The organism is Paenibacillus camerounensis, from assembly GCF_000723885.1.
Classification (GTDB): domain Bacteria; phylum Bacillota; class Bacilli; order Paenibacillales; family Paenibacillaceae; genus Paenibacillus_AQ; species Paenibacillus_AQ camerounensis.
The window spans coordinates 25,934-41,721 of the sequence record NZ_CCDG010000065.1 but is presented as its reverse complement, the minus strand read 5'-3'; the positions used below and the strand labels follow the sequence as shown (position 1 = coordinate 41,721).

Sequence of the window (15,788 nt, the reverse complement as noted above, 5' to 3'; positions counted from 1 at the left end):
GGCGATGGCGCCGCGGCTCTGGGCAAGGCGCTGCAAGAGCAAGGCTGGCCGGCCGGCCAGTACGGCGGCTTCGGCGGTGGGCCGGGTTCCATGGGCGGACCAGCCATGCCTGAGGGCGGCAACGGCCCCGGCGGAGACATGGCCGGCGGCCGCGAATTCGGCGGCGGCATGGGTGGCGGCTTCGGCGGCGGTATGGGCGGCGGCTTTGACGGCGACTTCGGCGGTGCACCAGGCAGTACCCAGCAGCAAGGCAGCACCAGCGAAGCCATCACTACTGGCATAGCGATTGTTGTCCTCCTCCTGGCCGCAGCATTCATTACATTTTATAAACGGAAACGGCTATAGGCTCGCGCGATTTGGACATAACACTTAATTAGTACAAAATAAACCTCAGACGACAAACCGTCTGAGGTTTATTTATTCGCTTTTGAAATGTGCACATCACGCCTATAGTGGCTAACAGCTCTGCACTGTGCAGATTCTAAAGAATTAGTTAGATATTCTCCATTTAAATCCGTCATTTCTATAAATTTATGATGATTAGTTTGAAAATCACCACCTATTCAGCTCCAAAATCCCATTTAATCGCGAAAATAGTAAAATTAAGCGCTCTTTTTCCAATTAATATTATTAATAGAGTCTTTAACGAAAAATAGATGGTGATTTTCCATTTAATTAATTTGCACTACCGCATCCAGCTCCATCAACCGGCAATAATATCTTTGAATGATGTACAATCCGTACAAAATAACGAAATTTTACCTTTTTCTCATTATATTTCGGTGCTTGAACCATAGATACTTTACTAATCATATTTTTAAATTCATCCATTACTTCTTGCAAGTCAGTGAATCCCGAATTTTCCATAATATCTTTAGCTGAGAGCTCCTTCACAGCAGTGTTCTGGTGTATATTCTCCCCAAAAACCCCTCGCATTCTGCTTCTCATTTTAGCAAGATACAAAGTGAATACTATTTTCGTTTTATCTTCCCTGACATAGCCTGCTTGCATATCAAGCTGTGTGTATGTGTGAAATAAAATCCGGACCAGTTTTTTAGGCATAAGCTTTTCATCACAAAGCAAATCCTGCAATTCATCCATTAAGTCAAAAAGCCGCCTGAATGCTGCTTCGTCAATAACCTTCCCTCTCAGCGGTACAACGATTTCAGTGCTAACTGTGTCAAGTGCGTTAACAATCTCTTCTATTCTCGTAGTATTCATAAAACCTCCTCAGTAAGACTCCCTTTCGCTCTCCTACTCCAATTACCAATAATCACATTACCAAACTGCTTAAGTGCTGTATTCCCCAATGATAACAAAGAAGAGTTGGTGCAAGGTAGCATAATGTTTGGGTCTACCCTAAAGCCTGATAACCTCCAGAAAGCGCTCCTGACACCATCTTAGCCTCTAGGCACCTTACAAATACCTAACGCATACTGTAGGGTATAGCCTAACCGGCGACAAAGTGAAAGGAAGTGGATGTATGGCTGCGCGGATTTCAAGATATTTTGCAGGCGGTAATACAGCTCTTGGTTTCTATAATTTGTTTGAATCGAATCTTCAGGGACTCCAGCGGATATTTATTTTGAAAGGCGGTCCTGGTACCGGAAAATCATCCCTAATGAAGGCGATTGGCTCGGAGTGGGCGGAACAGGGATATGATATTGAGCTGATCTATTGTTCATCAGATAAGGATTCCATCGACGCGGTCATTATTCCGGCGCTAAGCGTGGGCATCGTTGACGGCACTGCCCCTCACGTAATCGAACCCAAAGCACCGGGAGCAGTTGAGGAATATGTGAACCTAGGCGCGGCGTGGGATTCGGGAGCACTAATCAATCAACGGGAAATCATCGGTGAGATTAATCAACGGGTTGCGGATTTATATAAAGCAGCGTATAGCGGATTTGCTAAGGCTCTGAAGATTCATGATGCTTGGGAAAAGATTTACATCGAGCACATGGACTTTAACAAGGCGGATCTATTGACAGCCGGAATGCTGGAGCAGCTTTTTGGAGATACGAATCTCACTAAAAGTGCCGTCGTTAAGCACCGGTTTCTGGGAGCAGCGACTCCAGCCGGGGCGGTTGACTTCGTGCCTAATTTGACAGAAGGGCTGTCAAACCGCTTATTCATCAAAGGCCGGGCAGGAACAGGCAAATCCACCATGCTCAAAAAAATGGCTGCTGAAGCGGAGAAGCGTGGCCTCAATACGGAAATCTATCATTGCGGCTTTGATCCCCATAGTCTGGATATGGTCATTGTACGTGAGCTTGGTTTTGCGATCTTTGACAGCACGAGTCCGCATGAATATTTTCCGGACCGTGAAGGGGATGTAATCATTGATACCTATGAGATCCTTGTTGCACCTGGAACAGATGAGCGTTATGCCACAGCGCTTGCTGAAGTAAGCACGCAATATAAAGCCCAGATGAAGGATGCAATAGCCGCTCTGGCCGAGGCAAAGGTGCACCGGGATCAATTAGAGAAGATTTATGTTGCCGCCATGGATTTCAGTGTGGTCGATGAGCTGACGGACCGTGTACGTACTGAGCTGTCGGAATGGGCAGCAAGCCGGGGAGTTTGATTGGTTGGAAGTAATAAACGAACATACATTCTTTTATGATTGCTACGTAAAATAGAAAACAATACGTACTTCAGCGATCTAAACGAGGCCAGAGATAAAGTCTGTTTTTCTTCTGCTATATAGTAGATCCCGTTACCACCAATTCGCAATAAACAAAAAGATATTAATATTAAGGGAATCAGATAATACCAGTGTGGAACACCAGTCCCATTTAATGAAATTATGTACCCGACAATGTAAACAGGTATGTAATACTTCCATCTTTTATTAATTTGATTCCCTTCTTTCCTTTATAAATTCATTAAATCAATCAAAACCTTAACACCCTGTTCGAGAAACGGTTTGAGCTTTGTATTTAGCAGCTTCTGAAAGCTACCCTCTTCACACTCAGTAACCAATAATTCAATTGATTCCATACCTTCCACTACCAGAAGTCTGTATTTGCATGATTCCATGACTCTATCTTTTTCCAGTAAGGTACAATTAATCATAAAACTGTGATTTATTAGACGATTTGTTCACATTGTACCCGCTCAACCTGCAAGCCTGCATTTTTAAAAACCGGCAATATTCTTTTCAAGTACCAGCTAAAATCAGTCATATCTATACCAACCTGAATTCCAATACTCTTTCTGGCTATCGATAGACTGAAACCTATACGTGTGGTGTTAAACATCAGCATATCGCATCTAATCTCAGAATCCCTCAGCAACAACTGGATACCCACCATTTCTTGTTGTGCCTGTTTCAGTTCAATGATATTCAAGATACAGTCGCTATCCACAGCTTCACTCTGCCAGTTAAAATGGTCTCCGTCCCCTAAGGGCAGAAATGTGACTTCTCCGTTACGGTCAGCGTAATCCCAGCCTTCTTTTGCAAACTGCTTCATTAAGTCCAAGGCTGATAGTTTGGCGCCACTCTGTTCGCTTAAATAAATATCAATCCATGCGGATATGGACATGTTTTTTACTCCTTAGGGTTAATCATCAATCAATTCCGAGGCAAACAGCTCACTTTATAATCTCACCAGACCAATATTTCTGGATGAGCGGGATCAGCGATTTTCTGTAGTTCATATAAATGCTGTGATCTTTCATAGCAATAAGCATCCTGCCGGTTACCGCCTGTTGAGTAGAAATACATAAAAAGTCTACGGATCTGTTACCGGAAAAAGGAGAATAAATAGCAAGCCCGACTTCCTGCACTTCATCCCACCTGATAAATTTATTTTTTAATAAGGATTGGTATCTTACTCCTTCATCATTAAAATACACTCTCTTATCGAAGTATGAAAAATAGCCAAAAACAACTAAAAATAAGCTCCAAAAAATTACGATCATACTATTTGTTGAACTCTCATAGTTTCCAAATTTAATTATGATGAATGGAACGAAAGAACATGAGAGATAAAATAAACAGCCTAAAATCATATTTTTATAACTCACAAAAAATATCCTTTTCATACTAGGTCACTTCCTCATCCTCACTGGCAAATTTTCCTGCTCCACCCACCATTCATCCCCCTTCACCATCATAAGCATCGCCCAAAGAGATAAATTCATCTTTTAGCCAATAAAAATACCCGCCCTGGTTGGCAAGCAGATACTGGAGCAAGCTGGTAAAACATTCGGCAATAACCGGACAGTCTCCGATTAACCCGTGCGTTTCATGAAAGCTCTGATAGCTCCTGCCGAGCCGGCCGGCTGCTAAATCGATCGTAATATAATCCCCCTCTCCGGCATCTCCTATAATGTACCAGGATGCACTTATATCCTCTTCAAAGAGTTCCCCTACTATAACCGGATTGGCAGGTGCAAACTGATCTGGCGGAACGAGGGTAATGGCATAGTCTGCTCCACCAAACAGGACTGCCCCGCCGCAAATTGAATAAAATTCCAGCAGGTCTGCAGGCAACCGGTGGTTCTCGTTCATTATTTCCGGTATTCCCGCAGGCGGCAGCAGCTCACAGCCTTCCATACGGCTGATTTCAACAATAAGTTCTTTGATCATAGCTCCTCCTCGAAACTCGCATGCATGCGAAATACGCAAGCTATTCCCTTCTCTAAATCTAATTTATACATACATAACCATCTACACAACAAAAAACTGCGAAACCCCCATCCCGGCAAAGGACTAAGCATTCCGCAGTTACTTATCTTCACATAGCTATTCCGTTGTCTATCCCTGCCCTACTCCTTCTTCCCCCGCAGCAGCGCGATCGCCGACAGCAGGAAGGCCAGCAGGGAAATCCCCAGCGTAATGTATACCATCGGTGAAGTGCTGCCGGATTCCGTATTCTCCATGATCGCCTCGTGCTCATCCATCGTCATCGAGCCGGAGTGTGCCGAACCTGTTGCCCCGTGGGAATGGCTGTCGCTGCCCGCCGCCGCTGCTACAATCTCAGTAATGGAATGCGGCGTGTCGCTGCCTTCTTCACCGGACCACTGCACCAGACTCCCGTCCGCATAATGCTGGTAGGCATCCCAGGCGATATCGCCCGCGGCATCCGGGTTCTTGGCTGTGAAGTAGAAGCGTTGGAACTGGCCGGCCGATATGCCTTCTCCGGTGGAGATCCAGCTGATTTTGTTGCCCTCGACGGTTACTGTCCAGCCCGGTACCGTTTCATATTGCTTGAACTCGGCACCTTCCGGCATACGCAGATCAATCTGTGTGGTAGCCGCCTCTTTTTCTGACGGGACTTTTAGTGTATAGGTCTCCCAGGCACCTGTGGTCGATTCGGCCGGTGATACAGTCACATGTGCGCTGGCTACAGCAGCGAATAAGGATAGTGCAGCTGCCATCGGGGCAGCGAGTGTGAGTAGTTTACGAAGCAGTTTATTCAAGTTAGTTCCCCCTCAATGGATGTTCTTTATCATCTATATTGATTTATCTTTTCCGCGGAAAATCCCGGTCCTTCACTGCCAGTCCCTGCTCAAGGGCATAACGGGTCAGCTGCGTACGGTTCTGGAGCTGCAGCTTTTGCAAAATGTTCTTAAGGTGGTTTTTGACCGTATGCTCTGAGATTCCAAGGGTTGCAGCAATCTCTTTATTTGTGGAGCCGGAGGATACACAGCCCAGTATTTCCTTCTCGCGCGCCGTTAATGCTTCCCGCTCCTCCTTGCCTGAGGTTACAGCAAATTCCTTCAGAATCTGAAAAGCCAGCTCCCGGCTCAGCGGAACCTCCTCGCTCACAATTGCCAGTAAATACTCAATCCAGGTTGACGGGGCAAGGTTTTTTAGAAGATACCCCTGTGCGCCCTGCTTCAGCGCTTCAAACAAATAGGAGATCTCATCCGAGACGGTGACGATAACAATCCGGACATACGGGTATTCAAGCTTGATGCGCCGTGTTGTTTCCAGCCCGTCCATTCCCGGCATCTCGATGTCAATCAGGATCAGGTCCGGCATCCATTGCCCGGTCATAACAATCGCTTCGGCACCGCTGCCGACTGCTCCGATTACCTCAAAACGTTCATCCAGCGACATAATCTCGGTCATCGCTTCACGCGCATGCGCATGGTCATCGACGATCAGCACCCGGAAGCGGTTCATCTGTGGTCCCTCCCTTCGCTATCTCAACAGTTGTTCCGTCCGGACCGGAGGTCATGCTAAGCTGCCAGCCCATACTTTCCGTCCGCTCTCTCATGATCTGCAGTCCGTAGCTTCCATTTACCTTAAAAGGGTCCTCATGCACAACCCCGGCACCGTTATCGGCTATGCTTACCTTCCAGCTCTGCTTGTCACCTGTGCCCTTAATCGTTACCCGGCCGGCACGTGTATGCTTCCGCACATTAATAACCGCCTCACGGATGCACGACAGGAGCTCGGCCTGCTCTTTACTGGTCAGGGCATCCGCCTGCAGCTGCCAATCAAGCGCGACCCCGATCATTACCTCACCGGCAATTTGCTTCAGCTGCTCCTGCACCGACCGTTCCAGGGAAAAATCATCTTCACCCGAGACCGGCACCTTGAGGCTGGCGATCGCCTGGCGTACATAGCGGTTCACTTCATGCACGGTTTTTTTCAGCTGATCCACATTTTCTGCGCTGACTGCGCCCTTCATCTGGTTCTGCTCCAGCCGGTCGATCCGTACAGATAACAGAAACAGCGACTGTGCCATCCCGTCATGCAGCTCCTTCGCCAGCCCTTCCCGTGCTTTCATAGCCGTTGTTGCCGCTCGCTTCTGTTCCAACTCCTGCTGATTGCGCTCCATAATCCGGAACAGCGGCAGCAGCAAAATAACACTGAACACGAACACAAGCACCGGCGTCAAGTAATTCCCCATATCCATTGAGATGTACGGCATCAGAAACTGGTGGCGCACGAACTCCCAGATCCCGACCATTAATGTGGGAATCAGCAGAATCAGCAGCTTAATTGTCGTATACGTTGCCGTCCCCTCCCAATCCTTAGTTAAATTTATCACTGCCAGCCTGCCCAAGGCATGACTCTTTCGGGCTATGCCTCCACCCTAAATGTTACAAAATTAAGTATTTTAAATCTTGTCAGATGCCTGCCGGAAAACGCAGCACATCCTGATACACCACATGTATTATGTACAGCCTATTCTATTATTCAACATTCCTGTTCGCGAAACAACTTCCGATAAGGTACACTAGGAGCAAAGCGCTATGTATGCGCGTAGCCAAGTTTATTATTACAGGAGCGAACACGAAATGAAACGGATAACCATCCTTATTGCCGACGACGATGCCGAAATTGCCGGTCTGGTAGCTCTTCATCTGGAAAAAGAGGGCTATCACACGGTCAAGGTGACCGACGGCAAAGCCGCAGTCCAAGCGGTCCAATCCCGCCATATTGATCTGGCGGTACTTGATATTATGATGCCTGGCCTCGACGGGCATGAGGTGACCCGGCAGATCCGGGAGCAGCATCAGCTGCCGATTATTTTTCTGAGTGCCAAAACCTCGGACCTCGACAAAATCACCGGGCTGGTTATCGGCGCTGACGACTATATGACCAAGCCGTTTAACCCGATGGAGCTGGTTGCCCGGGTGAATGCGCAGCTGCGGCGCTTTATGCAGCTTAACCAGCCGCAGGCAGAGCGCAGGCCGGTGCTGGAGTCCGGCGGACTGGTCATTGACCCTGACCGACGGACGGTGGAGCTGTTCGGAACGAATGTAGAGCTGACTCCCAAGGAATTCGACATTTTGTACCTGCTGGCCAGCTATCCGAAGAAGGTGTTCAGCGCGGAGAACCTGTTCCAGCAGGTGTGGGGCGAGGCTTATTTTGAGAGCGGAAATACGGTTATGGTCCACATTCGCACCCTCCGCAAGAAGCTGGGAGAAGAGCAGAACAAGAACAAACTGATCAAAACCATATGGGGAGTAGGTTATACGTTCAATGGCTAAAAGGTTCCGCAGCTTCCGCTTCCAGATGATCTTCCTGCTCATGCTTAGCATGCTCTGCTCCGGTGTTATCACCTATGCGCTGTACAAGATCCTGCAGCTGTATTATACCTCCACTGTATTGGCCGAAGACCCGCTCGCCCGGTTCCGTTATATGATCAGCAACATCGGGGATCTGAATTTTTTCCTGATCTTTTTTGTACCGTTGGCCCTGGTCTTCTTCTATCTGTTCACGAAGCCTTATGCACGTTATTTCCGCGAGATCTCCCAGCAGATCCGCCAGCTGGCGGAAGGTAACTTCACCAGCAGGATCACGATCCCCTCTAAGGATGAATTCGGCGACATTGCCGCCGATCTTAATGTGGCCAGCGGCAAGCTGCAGCAGGCGGTGGAGCGCGGGGATTTTGCCGAGAACAGTAAGGACCAGCTGGTCCTCAATCTGGCACATGACCTGCGTACCCCGCTGACCTCTGTGCTGGGTTATCTCGATTATGTGCTGAAGGATGAAGCGTTATCTGCCGAGCAGGTAAGGCACTACACCTCTATCGCGTACACCAAATCAAGGCGGCTGGAGCGGCTGATCGACGAGCTGTTTGAGCTTACCCGGATGAACTACGGCATGCTCAAGATCGACAGCAGGCCGCTCGATTTGAGCGAGCTGCTCATCCAGCTTCATGAAGAGCTGTACCCGCTGCTGGACAACAACGGGCTGACCGCCCGACTGGAGCTTGCTCCGGTGATGGAGATCCAGGGCGACGGGGAGCTGCTGGCCCGTGTATTCGAGAACCTCCTGACCAATGCGGTCCGTTACGGCAAGGACGGCCAGTATGTTGACATCAGCTGCAACGAAGAAGAGGGGCAGGCAGTCGTCCGGGTAACGAATTATGGCGGCAGTATCCTGCCTGCGGATTTACCGTATGTGTTTGATATGTTTTACACAGGGGACCGGGTGCGGAGCCATCAGGAAGGCAGCACCGGGCTTGGCCTGTTCATCGCCAAAAACATTGTCGAGCAGCACAAAGGTGTGATTTCGGTAGCCAGCGATCCGGTTCGCACAAGCTTTGTAGTAAAGCTTCCGCTGGGTATGTAAGCAGCAGTCAGTCTGCCTCTTCACCTCCATCCGGATTTTAAGAAAAAATTTATTTTTACCCCGCTTCTTTTTAAGCGCTGCCCCTTAATCTTGATTTATCAGGACAAGGAGGAAGCCGGAATGAAGAAGCGGGTTTTTTGTGCGGTTTTGGCGGCATTACTGGGCTGGGAGGCTCTGCAGCAAATGAACGGAACCCGTGCACCGGCTGGCGGTCTGCAGATGGTGCAGATCATAAGCGGGGAGGGAAAGCAGTCTGATCTGACTGCCGTTTCGGCAAACCGTGTGCACAAGGGCAATCTGCTGCTGGTTAACAAGGATTATCCTGTGTACCCGGACGGTGTCACGTCCGACATCATTAGCCTGGAAGAGCTCAGGGAGCTGACCACAGGCTACGCGCTGCTTGATAACGGCACACGCCTCTCCAAAACAGTGGCCTTACAATTTTCTAGAATGGTAGAAGCAGCAGCCGGAGATGGTGTCAGCCAGTTTCTGATCAGCAGCGGCTACCGGGATACGGACAAACAGAAGCAGCTCTATGAGGAAAAAGGAGCCGATTATGCCCTTCCGCCCGGCCACAGCGAGCATAACCTCGGGCTGTCCCTGGATATCGGGTCCTCGCAGATGGAGATGAGCCGTGCGCCAGAAGGGCAATGGCTGGAGGCTAACGCCTGGGATTATGGATTCATCCTCCGTTATCCCAAGGATAAGTCGGACATCACGGGTATCCAGTACGAGCCCTGGCATTTCCGTTATGTCGGCTTGCCGCACAGCATCATTATGCGCGACAAGCACTTTACACTGGAGGAATATCTTACATTCCTGAAGGAGCAGCAGTCTTTTACGGTAAAGGTTAAGGGAACTCTATACCAGATTTCTTACCATTCTGTTGACGGCAGCAGCGCCTTCATCCCCATACCTGCCGGGCAGCAATATGACATATCCGGCAACAACATGGACGGTGTAATCGTCACGTCACAGCTATAATACCGTGCTCACCGCAGCATCCTTCACCTTAGAAAGGAGAGTCCATTATGAACCAGACCAGAGTCATGTGTGAAAAAAAAGCTGCTTCTGTGAAAAGCCGCGACCAGCAGTCTGCCTCTTTAGCCAAGCTCCGTTCGGCCGGTCTGCAAGCCTTGTTTGCCGTCTATATTTATGTATTGTTCAAAATCATCCTGTTCAAGTTCAGTCCGATTGATTACCGGTTTCTGTGGCATCAGCTGCAGCGCAGTCCGGATACGATTCTGCGCCAGCTGCGGCTGGGCAACTTCACTCCGCTCGAAACGGTCTTCAATACGTTTGATCCCATTACCGTGACCAAGCTGGTGAACTTTGCGGGAAATATTGCGTTGTTTATGCCTTATGGCATCTTCATTGCCCTGCTGTCCTCTAACCGGCAGCTTTCCTGGTTCGGCGTAATGATACGCTCCTTCGGGTTAAGCGCTGTGCTTGAATGTGCGCAAGGGCTGTTCTCAATCGGAACGTTCGACGTCGACGATCTGCTACTTAACACCTTAGGCGGTCTGCTCGGCTATGTCCTGCTACGAATGTGGCGCGCAGGCCAAAAAACCCGGCCGTCACAGTAAAGTGATGGCGGGTAATGTATGGGCTGGCCGTTACAGTATAGTGACGGCGGGTAGTGTATGGGCTGGCCGTTACAGTAAAGCAATAGCGGCAATGTACGGGCTGGCCGTTACAGTAAAGCAATAGCGGCAGTGTATGGGCTGGCCGTTACAGTAAAGCAATAGCGGCAATGTATGGGCTGGCCGTTACAGTAAAGCAATAGCGGCAATGTATGGGCTGGCGTGCTTATGTGCCGGCAGGCTGTTGGCTGCTGTTTGATGGAATCGGGTGTTCCAGGCTGTTGCTAAACAAATTAAGTGGAAAGATGTCACCTAATTCTCTAGCAAACGCTGGAACGGGACGATTAGCTGGAAAAAGGACACTTAATATCACTCCATCTGATCTAAAACCGGGTTTAGGGCTGAAATAAGTGACTTTTTTCCACCTAATGGGTGAAAAAACCAATTTTCACTGAATTTAAGTGGCGAAAATCAAACTAAAGGCAGGACGCACCAGTGAAGAATTAGCAACTTTGAGATTAGCCGTGACAGCAGAGACTTATACCCTACAGGTACAGTTACATCATCGATGTTAGCCTCGAAACATCTACAGCTACATCCACATCTGCATCTGCATCTACAGCTACAACTACAACTACAGGTACATCTACAGATACAGCCACAATTACATCATCGATGTTAGCCTCGAAAACCTCAGCTCCATCTACGTCATTGACACTTCATCTATTTCTGCAGTTACTGCTACCTCTACAGCTACAGCTACTGCTACAGCAACAGCCACAATTACATCATCGATGTTAGCCTCGAAAACCTCAGCTCCATCTACGTCATTGACACTTCATCTACATCTGCAGTTACTGCTACCTCTACAACTACAGCTACTGCTACAGCCACAGCTACAACTACATCATCGATGTTAGCCTCGAAAGCGTCAGCTCCTTCTACATCATCGACTTTTCCATTTACAGCTACAGCGGCGAAGTATACCGGCCGTACTGGATATCCAGCTCCTTAAACATCTCTCCGCTCTGCTTCAGGAAAAAGCTGTTGATCCCCTCTGCGCCGAACCAATTCACACCTAGCAGCAGACCATCGGCTGTCCTGGCTGCCAACAGCAGCGAGAACATCTGCGGGATGATCTCACCTCCGTCATCGACACGCCAGACCGAGTACTCGTTGTCGGTGATCTCGGCCGGGTAATCCATGAAGCTGAGCTTGCCTTCTTCCTCAAGCACCAGGCTGAACAGCATATCCTTGTTCTGTCGTACAAACTGGACAAGGTATAGCTCCCGGCCCGGCGGCAGAGAGGCCAGCTTCCAGGCAGAATAGATCTCCCGGTGCTTGGCATCCGTTATGCTGTTGCGTACCGGATCAGCTTCAGGCAGCTGCTCACTCTCAGCAGGTTCAGGTTCAACCGGGATCAGGGCCTCCAGATTGAAGGCTGAGGAATCCACGAGATAATAGGTCTCATCCGGAACCGCAGCATCGCCATCGGCCGTAAATACATAGCCGGATATATTCGGCAGATTAACGGCCAGCTCCCGGCCGTTGTTCTGGTCATTGCCCGACTGCCACTCTGCGAACCGCACCTTGAGCACCTGCCCGCTGCTGCCTATAGCAGCATCAAGTGCCTGCATCTGCCCTTCCTCGCCATTTGCCTCCCGGGTGACAAGGATTTGCCTGCCGGCTTCCCCGGCAAACCCGAACACCGGCTGCAGCGCAGCCGGATCTAGCACCGCCGCCTCGGCAGGCGTAGCCGCCGGACCAGGCGTTTGCGTCTCCGCGGCGGCTGGAGCAGCCGTGGACACTCCAGCTCCAGCAGCAGCAGTTGCTGACGCAACCGGACTTGCATCTCCCTGATTAGCATTCTGCCCGCCGCCAGTATCTGAACAACCTGCAAGACTCAGAGTAACTGCCATAACAGCCGCTAGCACAGCAGCCGGCTTCATTCGCTTAGACATGCCGGGTGTCTTGAATCCATGATATCCTCTCATCTTTTGCCTCATCTTATTCCCTCCGTCCGGGAATTAGAATATTCCCATACTCAGATAGCGTTCCCCTGTATCCGGTGCAATACACAGTACCCGCTTGCCGGGGCCAAGCCGGCGCGCTTCCTGCAGTGCGGTCCAGACGGCTGCACCGCCGGAAGGACCAATCAGGATTCCTTCCTTACCGGCGAGCGCACGGACAGTCTCCAGTGCAGCTTCGTCCTCCACCTGAACGATTTCATCATACACCTCTGTGTTGAGGATTGCCGGGATGAAGCCGGGGCTTGTGCCGACCAGCTTATGCGGACCGGGCTGTCCGCCGGACAGCACCGGTGAACCGTACGGCTCAACAACGACCACCCGGATGCCCGGCAGCTCCCGGCGCAGCACCTCGCCAGTCCCGGTAATGGTTCCTCCGGTTCCCGAGGTGGCTACAAACACGTCAAGCCGTCCTTCCATCTGCTCCAGAATTTCCGGCGCGGTCGTCGTGCGGTGAATATCCGGGTTGGCAGCATTCTCGAACTGCTGCGGGATGAAGCTGCCCGGAGTGGCTGCACCCAGCGCCAGCGCTTTGGCAATTGCGCCAGGCATCCGCTCTGCTGCCGGAGTCAGCACCACTTCAGCGCCATAAGCCTTCAGGATGTTGATCCGCTCCTTCGTCATGTTGTCAGGCATAACGAGAATGGCCTTATAGCCCTTTGCCGCAGCATTCATCGCAAGGCCAATGCCGGTATTGCCGCTGGTCGGCTCGATGATCGTTCCGCCCGGCTGCAGCCGTCCGTCCAGCTCCGCCTGAAGGATCAAATTATAGGCCGCACGGTCTTTTACACTGCCGCTGGGATTGAACATCTCCAGCTTTACGTATACTTCCGCATCATCAGGGCCGGTCAGGCAGTTAAGCCGCACAGCCGGTGTATCCCCGATCAGCTCGGCGATGTTATTCACTACTTTTAATGTCATCCTTTCGTCCTCCCTTAGCCTTCATGATATCCATTATACAATTAACGGCAGCCAAGGACCTGTGTGAACAAGTCCCTGACCGCCGCCGTTTACTTAACTGTTACATTTCCCGGTCACTCATTTCTCCCGGACAACCAATAGTACACCTATAAATATAAATGCGGTGCCTGTCCAAAAAGTCAAACCAATCTGTTCACCAAGCAGCAGCCACCCCAGCAGTGTACCGACGACCGGCTGCAGGAAGAAAAATAATCCGCCGCTGGATGCATTCAGCAGCTGCAGGCCGCGGTTCCACAGCAGAAAGCCGCAGGCTGTCGAAATAATCCCCAGATACAGCAGACCGCCCCAGATCGACGGGTGCAGCATCGCCTGGAGATCGAGCCTTGGGAGCCGGCTTACCGTAAACGGAGTAATCACAGCAAACGCTACGAGGATACTGTAGAACGTGACAACAATCGGCGAGTATTGTCCCGGCACTTTTTTTACGAGGACAGACATTAGTGCCCAGGTAAGTGCCGCAACAAGCAGAGAAATGCCGCCAAGCCGCAGCGAAGGATCAATACTCCCGGTTCCTACAATAACACCTACACCTGTAGTTGCCAAAATGATCGACAATGCTTTTTGGAGCGTAATCCGCTCATTAAGGATGATCCGGGCAAACAGCACCATAAACGCCGGTGTCGTTGAAGTAATGATAGCGCCCATCTGTGCAGTAGAGAGCATAGTGCCCGCTTCCTGTGTAAGGATGGAGACTGTGTTGCCAATCAAGCCTATCATAATAATCAGCAGCATATCCCGTTTGGCAATACGCCACGGCTGCTTGGTCACAACGCCGATAATCAGCAGGGCAATAATGGCAATCAAATAGCGGAGCCACACGATTTCGAGCGGCGGCACAACCTCAACCACATGCTTTACAACAACATACATACCGCCCCAGATGCTGGCAGCCAGTGATAAAAACAATGATCCCATTACCTTCGACTTCTTCATTTGTGTACCCTCCGTTTGTTAGACAAGTCCTTGTTTGTCCTTAACGGAGTTGCAGTTTTCTGCCGTTAAGGAAGAAGAACTGCTGGTACATCATACTCAAACCGCGGTGCAGCCATCATTACTGTTCAACTCACTTTCAAAAGCATAATTTCATTACATTTTACACGAAAGCCATAGTTTAGCATAGGGTCCGTCTGATAGGGACATACAGATCAACTTTGGCCTTGCCCTCAGGGTCAGAATAGGGATCATTCATACAGAACTCGAGAGCGTCACGGTCATCAGGCTCATACCCGCTTGAAGGCAGCCACCCGCCGTACACACTCTGATACGCAATGGCCAGCTTGTCGATGGTGTCATAGAACTTATAGAGCGCATACGTACCGCCGGGCAAGTCTCTAAACGAAATACCCGCATCCCCCTCCGCCGTAAATCCATCCGGAACCGTTATACAGGCATCATACCTGCATAAGCTCTCGTCAGTTACACCGGGATCATCCAGCGATATGCCGATAAAAGTTTCTGCAGCCGGCAGACCGCTGCTCCGCACCCATGCCCCGAGCGTTTCCCAAGCCTTATACGTTTCAAGATAGCTGCCGACATGCCTTACATAGGCCACCTTATAGCCTGGTAGCTCCTTTAGCTCAATGTTCATTCCCCACACTCTCCTTAGAAAATTATTGCTGGTACTCTTCAAATCATAATCTTTGGAGGTTGACAATTCTTCCGGTTTATTGCCGGTGACTGACGGAATGTTGCTAGGATTGAGTAAGGATTTACGCATGGCGCTGGGCGTGGTGTTATAAGCCTTTTTGAACGCGGCATTGAAGCTCGAGAGCGAATTGAATCCGCACAGCGCGGATATATCCAGCATCGTTTTGCTGGTCGTGGTCAGATAGGCTGCTGCATGCTGCAGTCTTCTTTCCGTCAGATAGTTCACCGGGCTTTTATGCATAATGGCGGAGAACACTCTGGAAAAATGATATTTGGAAAAGCTGGAAACCTCTGCGAGCGTGTCCAGCCTGATGTCCTCTCCAATATGTTCTTCAATAAATTGCAGAACTGCCCCGATACGCTGCTTATAATCGTTGTTCATCCGGTATCCCCTCATCTTCTGTCTTCTGCTATCAAGCATAGCAAGCAGATGCTGGTTCATGCAATGAACGAATCATCAGCTCGGGCGTACTCACTGCCCAGCGTCAAAAAGCCGCTCCCCGG

16 protein-coding genes and 1 pseudogene are annotated in these 15,788 nt (G+C 50.0%); 6 read left to right on the top strand and 11 right to left on the bottom strand.

All coding sequences use genetic code 11. The features are described 5' to 3' along the window. Positions 1-345, top strand: a pseudogene (locus BN3772_RS31380) (hypothetical protein); the annotation flags it as partial. Between the two features lie 330 nt (positions 346-675). Here the strand turns inward: BN3772_RS31380 and BN3772_RS23435 are convergent. Beyond that, positions 676-1,221 carry a hypothetical protein gene (locus tag BN3772_RS23435; protein ID WP_042202654.1) on the bottom strand — a complete coding sequence of 182 codons (546 nt, stop codon included), beginning with the start codon at positions 1,219-1,221 and terminating at the stop codon, positions 676-678. Positions 1,222-1,483: 262 nt separating this feature from the next. On the opposite strand from BN3772_RS23435, the gene BN3772_RS23430 reads away from it, so the two are divergent. After that, positions 1,484-2,587 carry a PRK06851 family protein gene (locus BN3772_RS23430; RefSeq protein ID WP_042202652.1) on the top strand — a complete coding sequence of 368 codons (1,104 nt, stop codon included), beginning with the start codon at positions 1,484-1,486 and terminating at the stop codon, positions 2,585-2,587. Between the two features lie 505 nt (positions 2,588-3,092). On the opposite strand, the gene BN3772_RS23425 is transcribed toward BN3772_RS23430, so the two are convergent. The 6 genes from BN3772_RS23425 to BN3772_RS23400 all read right to left on the bottom strand — a co-directional run bounded on the left by BN3772_RS23425 (position 3,093) and on the right by BN3772_RS23400 (position 7,013). Continuing rightward, positions 3,093-3,548, bottom strand: a complete 456-nt coding sequence (locus BN3772_RS23425) for a hypothetical protein (protein ID WP_042202650.1) — start codon at positions 3,546-3,548, stop codon at positions 3,093-3,095. 49 nt (positions 3,549-3,597) lie between these two features. Next, entirely contained in the window at positions 3,598-4,050 is a 453-nt protein-coding gene (locus BN3772_RS23420; RefSeq protein ID WP_042202648.1) for a hypothetical protein, read from the bottom strand. Positions 4,051-4,102: 52 nt separating this feature from the next. Beyond that, complete coding sequence (locus tag BN3772_RS23415) at positions 4,103-4,597, bottom strand: SMI1/KNR4 family protein (RefSeq protein WP_042202646.1); 495 nt, start codon at positions 4,595-4,597, stop codon at positions 4,103-4,105. Positions 4,598-4,776: 179 nt separating this feature from the next. Next, positions 4,777-5,430, bottom strand: a complete 654-nt coding sequence (locus tag BN3772_RS23410; RefSeq protein ID WP_244444823.1) for a YcnI family copper-binding membrane protein — start codon at positions 5,428-5,430, stop codon at positions 4,777-4,779. Positions 5,431-5,473: 43 nt separating this feature from the next. Continuing rightward, the gene (locus tag BN3772_RS23405) at positions 5,474-6,139 is read right to left on the bottom strand and encodes a response regulator (RefSeq protein WP_042202644.1); all 666 of its coding nucleotides are present in this window, start codon (positions 6,137-6,139) and stop codon (positions 5,474-5,476) included. Beyond that, positions 6,108-7,013, bottom strand: coding sequence for a sensor histidine kinase (locus BN3772_RS23400; protein WP_244444822.1), 906 nt, complete (start codon positions 7,011-7,013; stop codon positions 6,108-6,110). Before BN3772_RS23400 ends, BN3772_RS23405 begins: the two co-directional genes overlap by 32 nt. A 250-nt stretch (positions 7,014-7,263) precedes the next feature. Between BN3772_RS23400 and BN3772_RS23395 the strand changes: the two genes are divergently transcribed. The 4 genes from BN3772_RS23395 to BN3772_RS23380 all read left to right on the top strand — a co-directional run bounded on the left by BN3772_RS23395 (position 7,264) and on the right by BN3772_RS23380 (position 10,632). Continuing rightward, positions 7,264-7,959: a response regulator transcription factor gene (locus BN3772_RS23395; protein WP_039872408.1), complete on the top strand. Its 696-nt coding sequence runs from the start codon at positions 7,264-7,266 to the stop codon at positions 7,957-7,959. After that, positions 7,952-9,046 carry a sensor histidine kinase gene (locus BN3772_RS23390; RefSeq protein WP_042202643.1) on the top strand — a complete coding sequence of 365 codons (1,095 nt, stop codon included), beginning with the start codon at positions 7,952-7,954 and terminating at the stop codon, positions 9,044-9,046. The genes BN3772_RS23395 and BN3772_RS23390 overlap by 8 nt, the downstream gene beginning before the upstream one ends. A gap of 120 nt (positions 9,047-9,166) precedes the next feature. After that, the gene (locus BN3772_RS23385) at positions 9,167-10,030 is read left to right on the top strand and encodes a D-Ala-D-Ala carboxypeptidase VanY (RefSeq protein WP_042202642.1); all 864 of its coding nucleotides are present in this window, start codon (positions 9,167-9,169) and stop codon (positions 10,028-10,030) included. 47 nt (positions 10,031-10,077) lie between these two features. Next, a complete protein-coding gene (locus tag BN3772_RS23380) occupies positions 10,078-10,632 on the top strand; it encodes a VanZ family protein (protein WP_052380665.1) in 555 nt (184 codons plus the stop codon). A 965-nt stretch (positions 10,633-11,597) separates the two neighbouring features. Here BN3772_RS23380 and BN3772_RS23375 read toward each other — a convergent pair. The 4 genes from BN3772_RS23375 to BN3772_RS23360 form a co-directional block, all read right to left on the bottom strand. Continuing rightward, positions 11,598-12,635 (bottom strand): hypothetical protein, encoded by a 1,038-nt coding sequence (locus tag BN3772_RS23375; RefSeq protein ID WP_042202641.1) that lies wholly within the window; start codon positions 12,633-12,635, stop codon positions 11,598-11,600. A gap of 21 nt (positions 12,636-12,656) precedes the next feature. After that, entirely contained in the window at positions 12,657-13,577 is a 921-nt protein-coding gene (cysK, locus tag BN3772_RS23370; protein WP_042202640.1) for a cysteine synthase A, read from the bottom strand. A gap of 117 nt (positions 13,578-13,694) precedes the next feature. After that, entirely contained in the window at positions 13,695-14,570 is an 876-nt protein-coding gene (locus BN3772_RS23365) for a DMT family transporter (protein ID WP_042202638.1), read from the bottom strand. A 178-nt stretch (positions 14,571-14,748) separates the two neighbouring features. Beyond that, the gene (locus BN3772_RS23360) at positions 14,749-15,666 is read right to left on the bottom strand and encodes an AraC family transcriptional regulator (RefSeq protein ID WP_042202637.1); all 918 of its coding nucleotides are present in this window, start codon (positions 15,664-15,666) and stop codon (positions 14,749-14,751) included. Positions 15,667-15,788: the final 122 nt, after the last annotated feature.

Bases quoted from the DNA above. Each gene is read 5' to 3' on its own strand.
- BN3772_RS23435 (WP_042202654.1), bottom strand. From the start codon at position 1,221: ATGAATACTACGAGAATAGAAGAGATTGTTAACGCACTTGACACAGTT.
- BN3772_RS23430 (WP_042202652.1), top strand. From the start codon at position 1,484: ATGGCTGCGCGGATTTCAAGATATTTTGCAGGCGGTAATACAGCTCTT.
- BN3772_RS23425 (WP_042202650.1), bottom strand. From the start codon at position 3,548: ATGTCCATATCCGCATGGATTGATATTTATTTAAGCGAACAGAGTGGC.
- BN3772_RS23420 (WP_042202648.1), bottom strand. From the start codon at position 4,050: ATGAAAAGGATATTTTTTGTGAGTTATAAAAATATGATTTTAGGCTGT.
- BN3772_RS23415 (WP_042202646.1), bottom strand. From the start codon at position 4,597: ATGATCAAAGAACTTATTGTTGAAATCAGCCGTATGGAAGGCTGTGAG.
- BN3772_RS23405 (WP_042202644.1), bottom strand. From the start codon at position 6,139: ATGAACCGCTTCCGGGTGCTGATCGTCGATGACCATGCGCATGCGCGT.
- BN3772_RS23395 (WP_039872408.1), top strand. From the start codon at position 7,264: ATGAAACGGATAACCATCCTTATTGCCGACGACGATGCCGAAATTGCC.
- BN3772_RS23390 (WP_042202643.1), top strand. From the start codon at position 7,952: ATGGCTAAAAGGTTCCGCAGCTTCCGCTTCCAGATGATCTTCCTGCTC.
- BN3772_RS23385 (WP_042202642.1), top strand. From the start codon at position 9,167: ATGAAGAAGCGGGTTTTTTGTGCGGTTTTGGCGGCATTACTGGGCTGG.
- BN3772_RS23380 (WP_052380665.1), top strand. From the start codon at position 10,078: ATGAACCAGACCAGAGTCATGTGTGAAAAAAAAGCTGCTTCTGTGAAA.
- BN3772_RS23375 (WP_042202641.1), bottom strand. From the start codon at position 12,635: ATGAGGCAAAAGATGAGAGGATATCATGGATTCAAGACACCCGGCATG.
- cysK (WP_042202640.1), bottom strand. From the start codon at position 13,577: ATGACATTAAAAGTAGTGAATAACATCGCCGAGCTGATCGGGGATACA.
- BN3772_RS23365 (WP_042202638.1), bottom strand. From the start codon at position 14,570: ATGAAGAAGTCGAAGGTAATGGGATCATTGTTTTTATCACTGGCTGCC.
- BN3772_RS23360 (WP_042202637.1), bottom strand. From the start codon at position 15,666: ATGAACAACGATTATAAGCAGCGTATCGGGGCAGTTCTGCAATTTATT.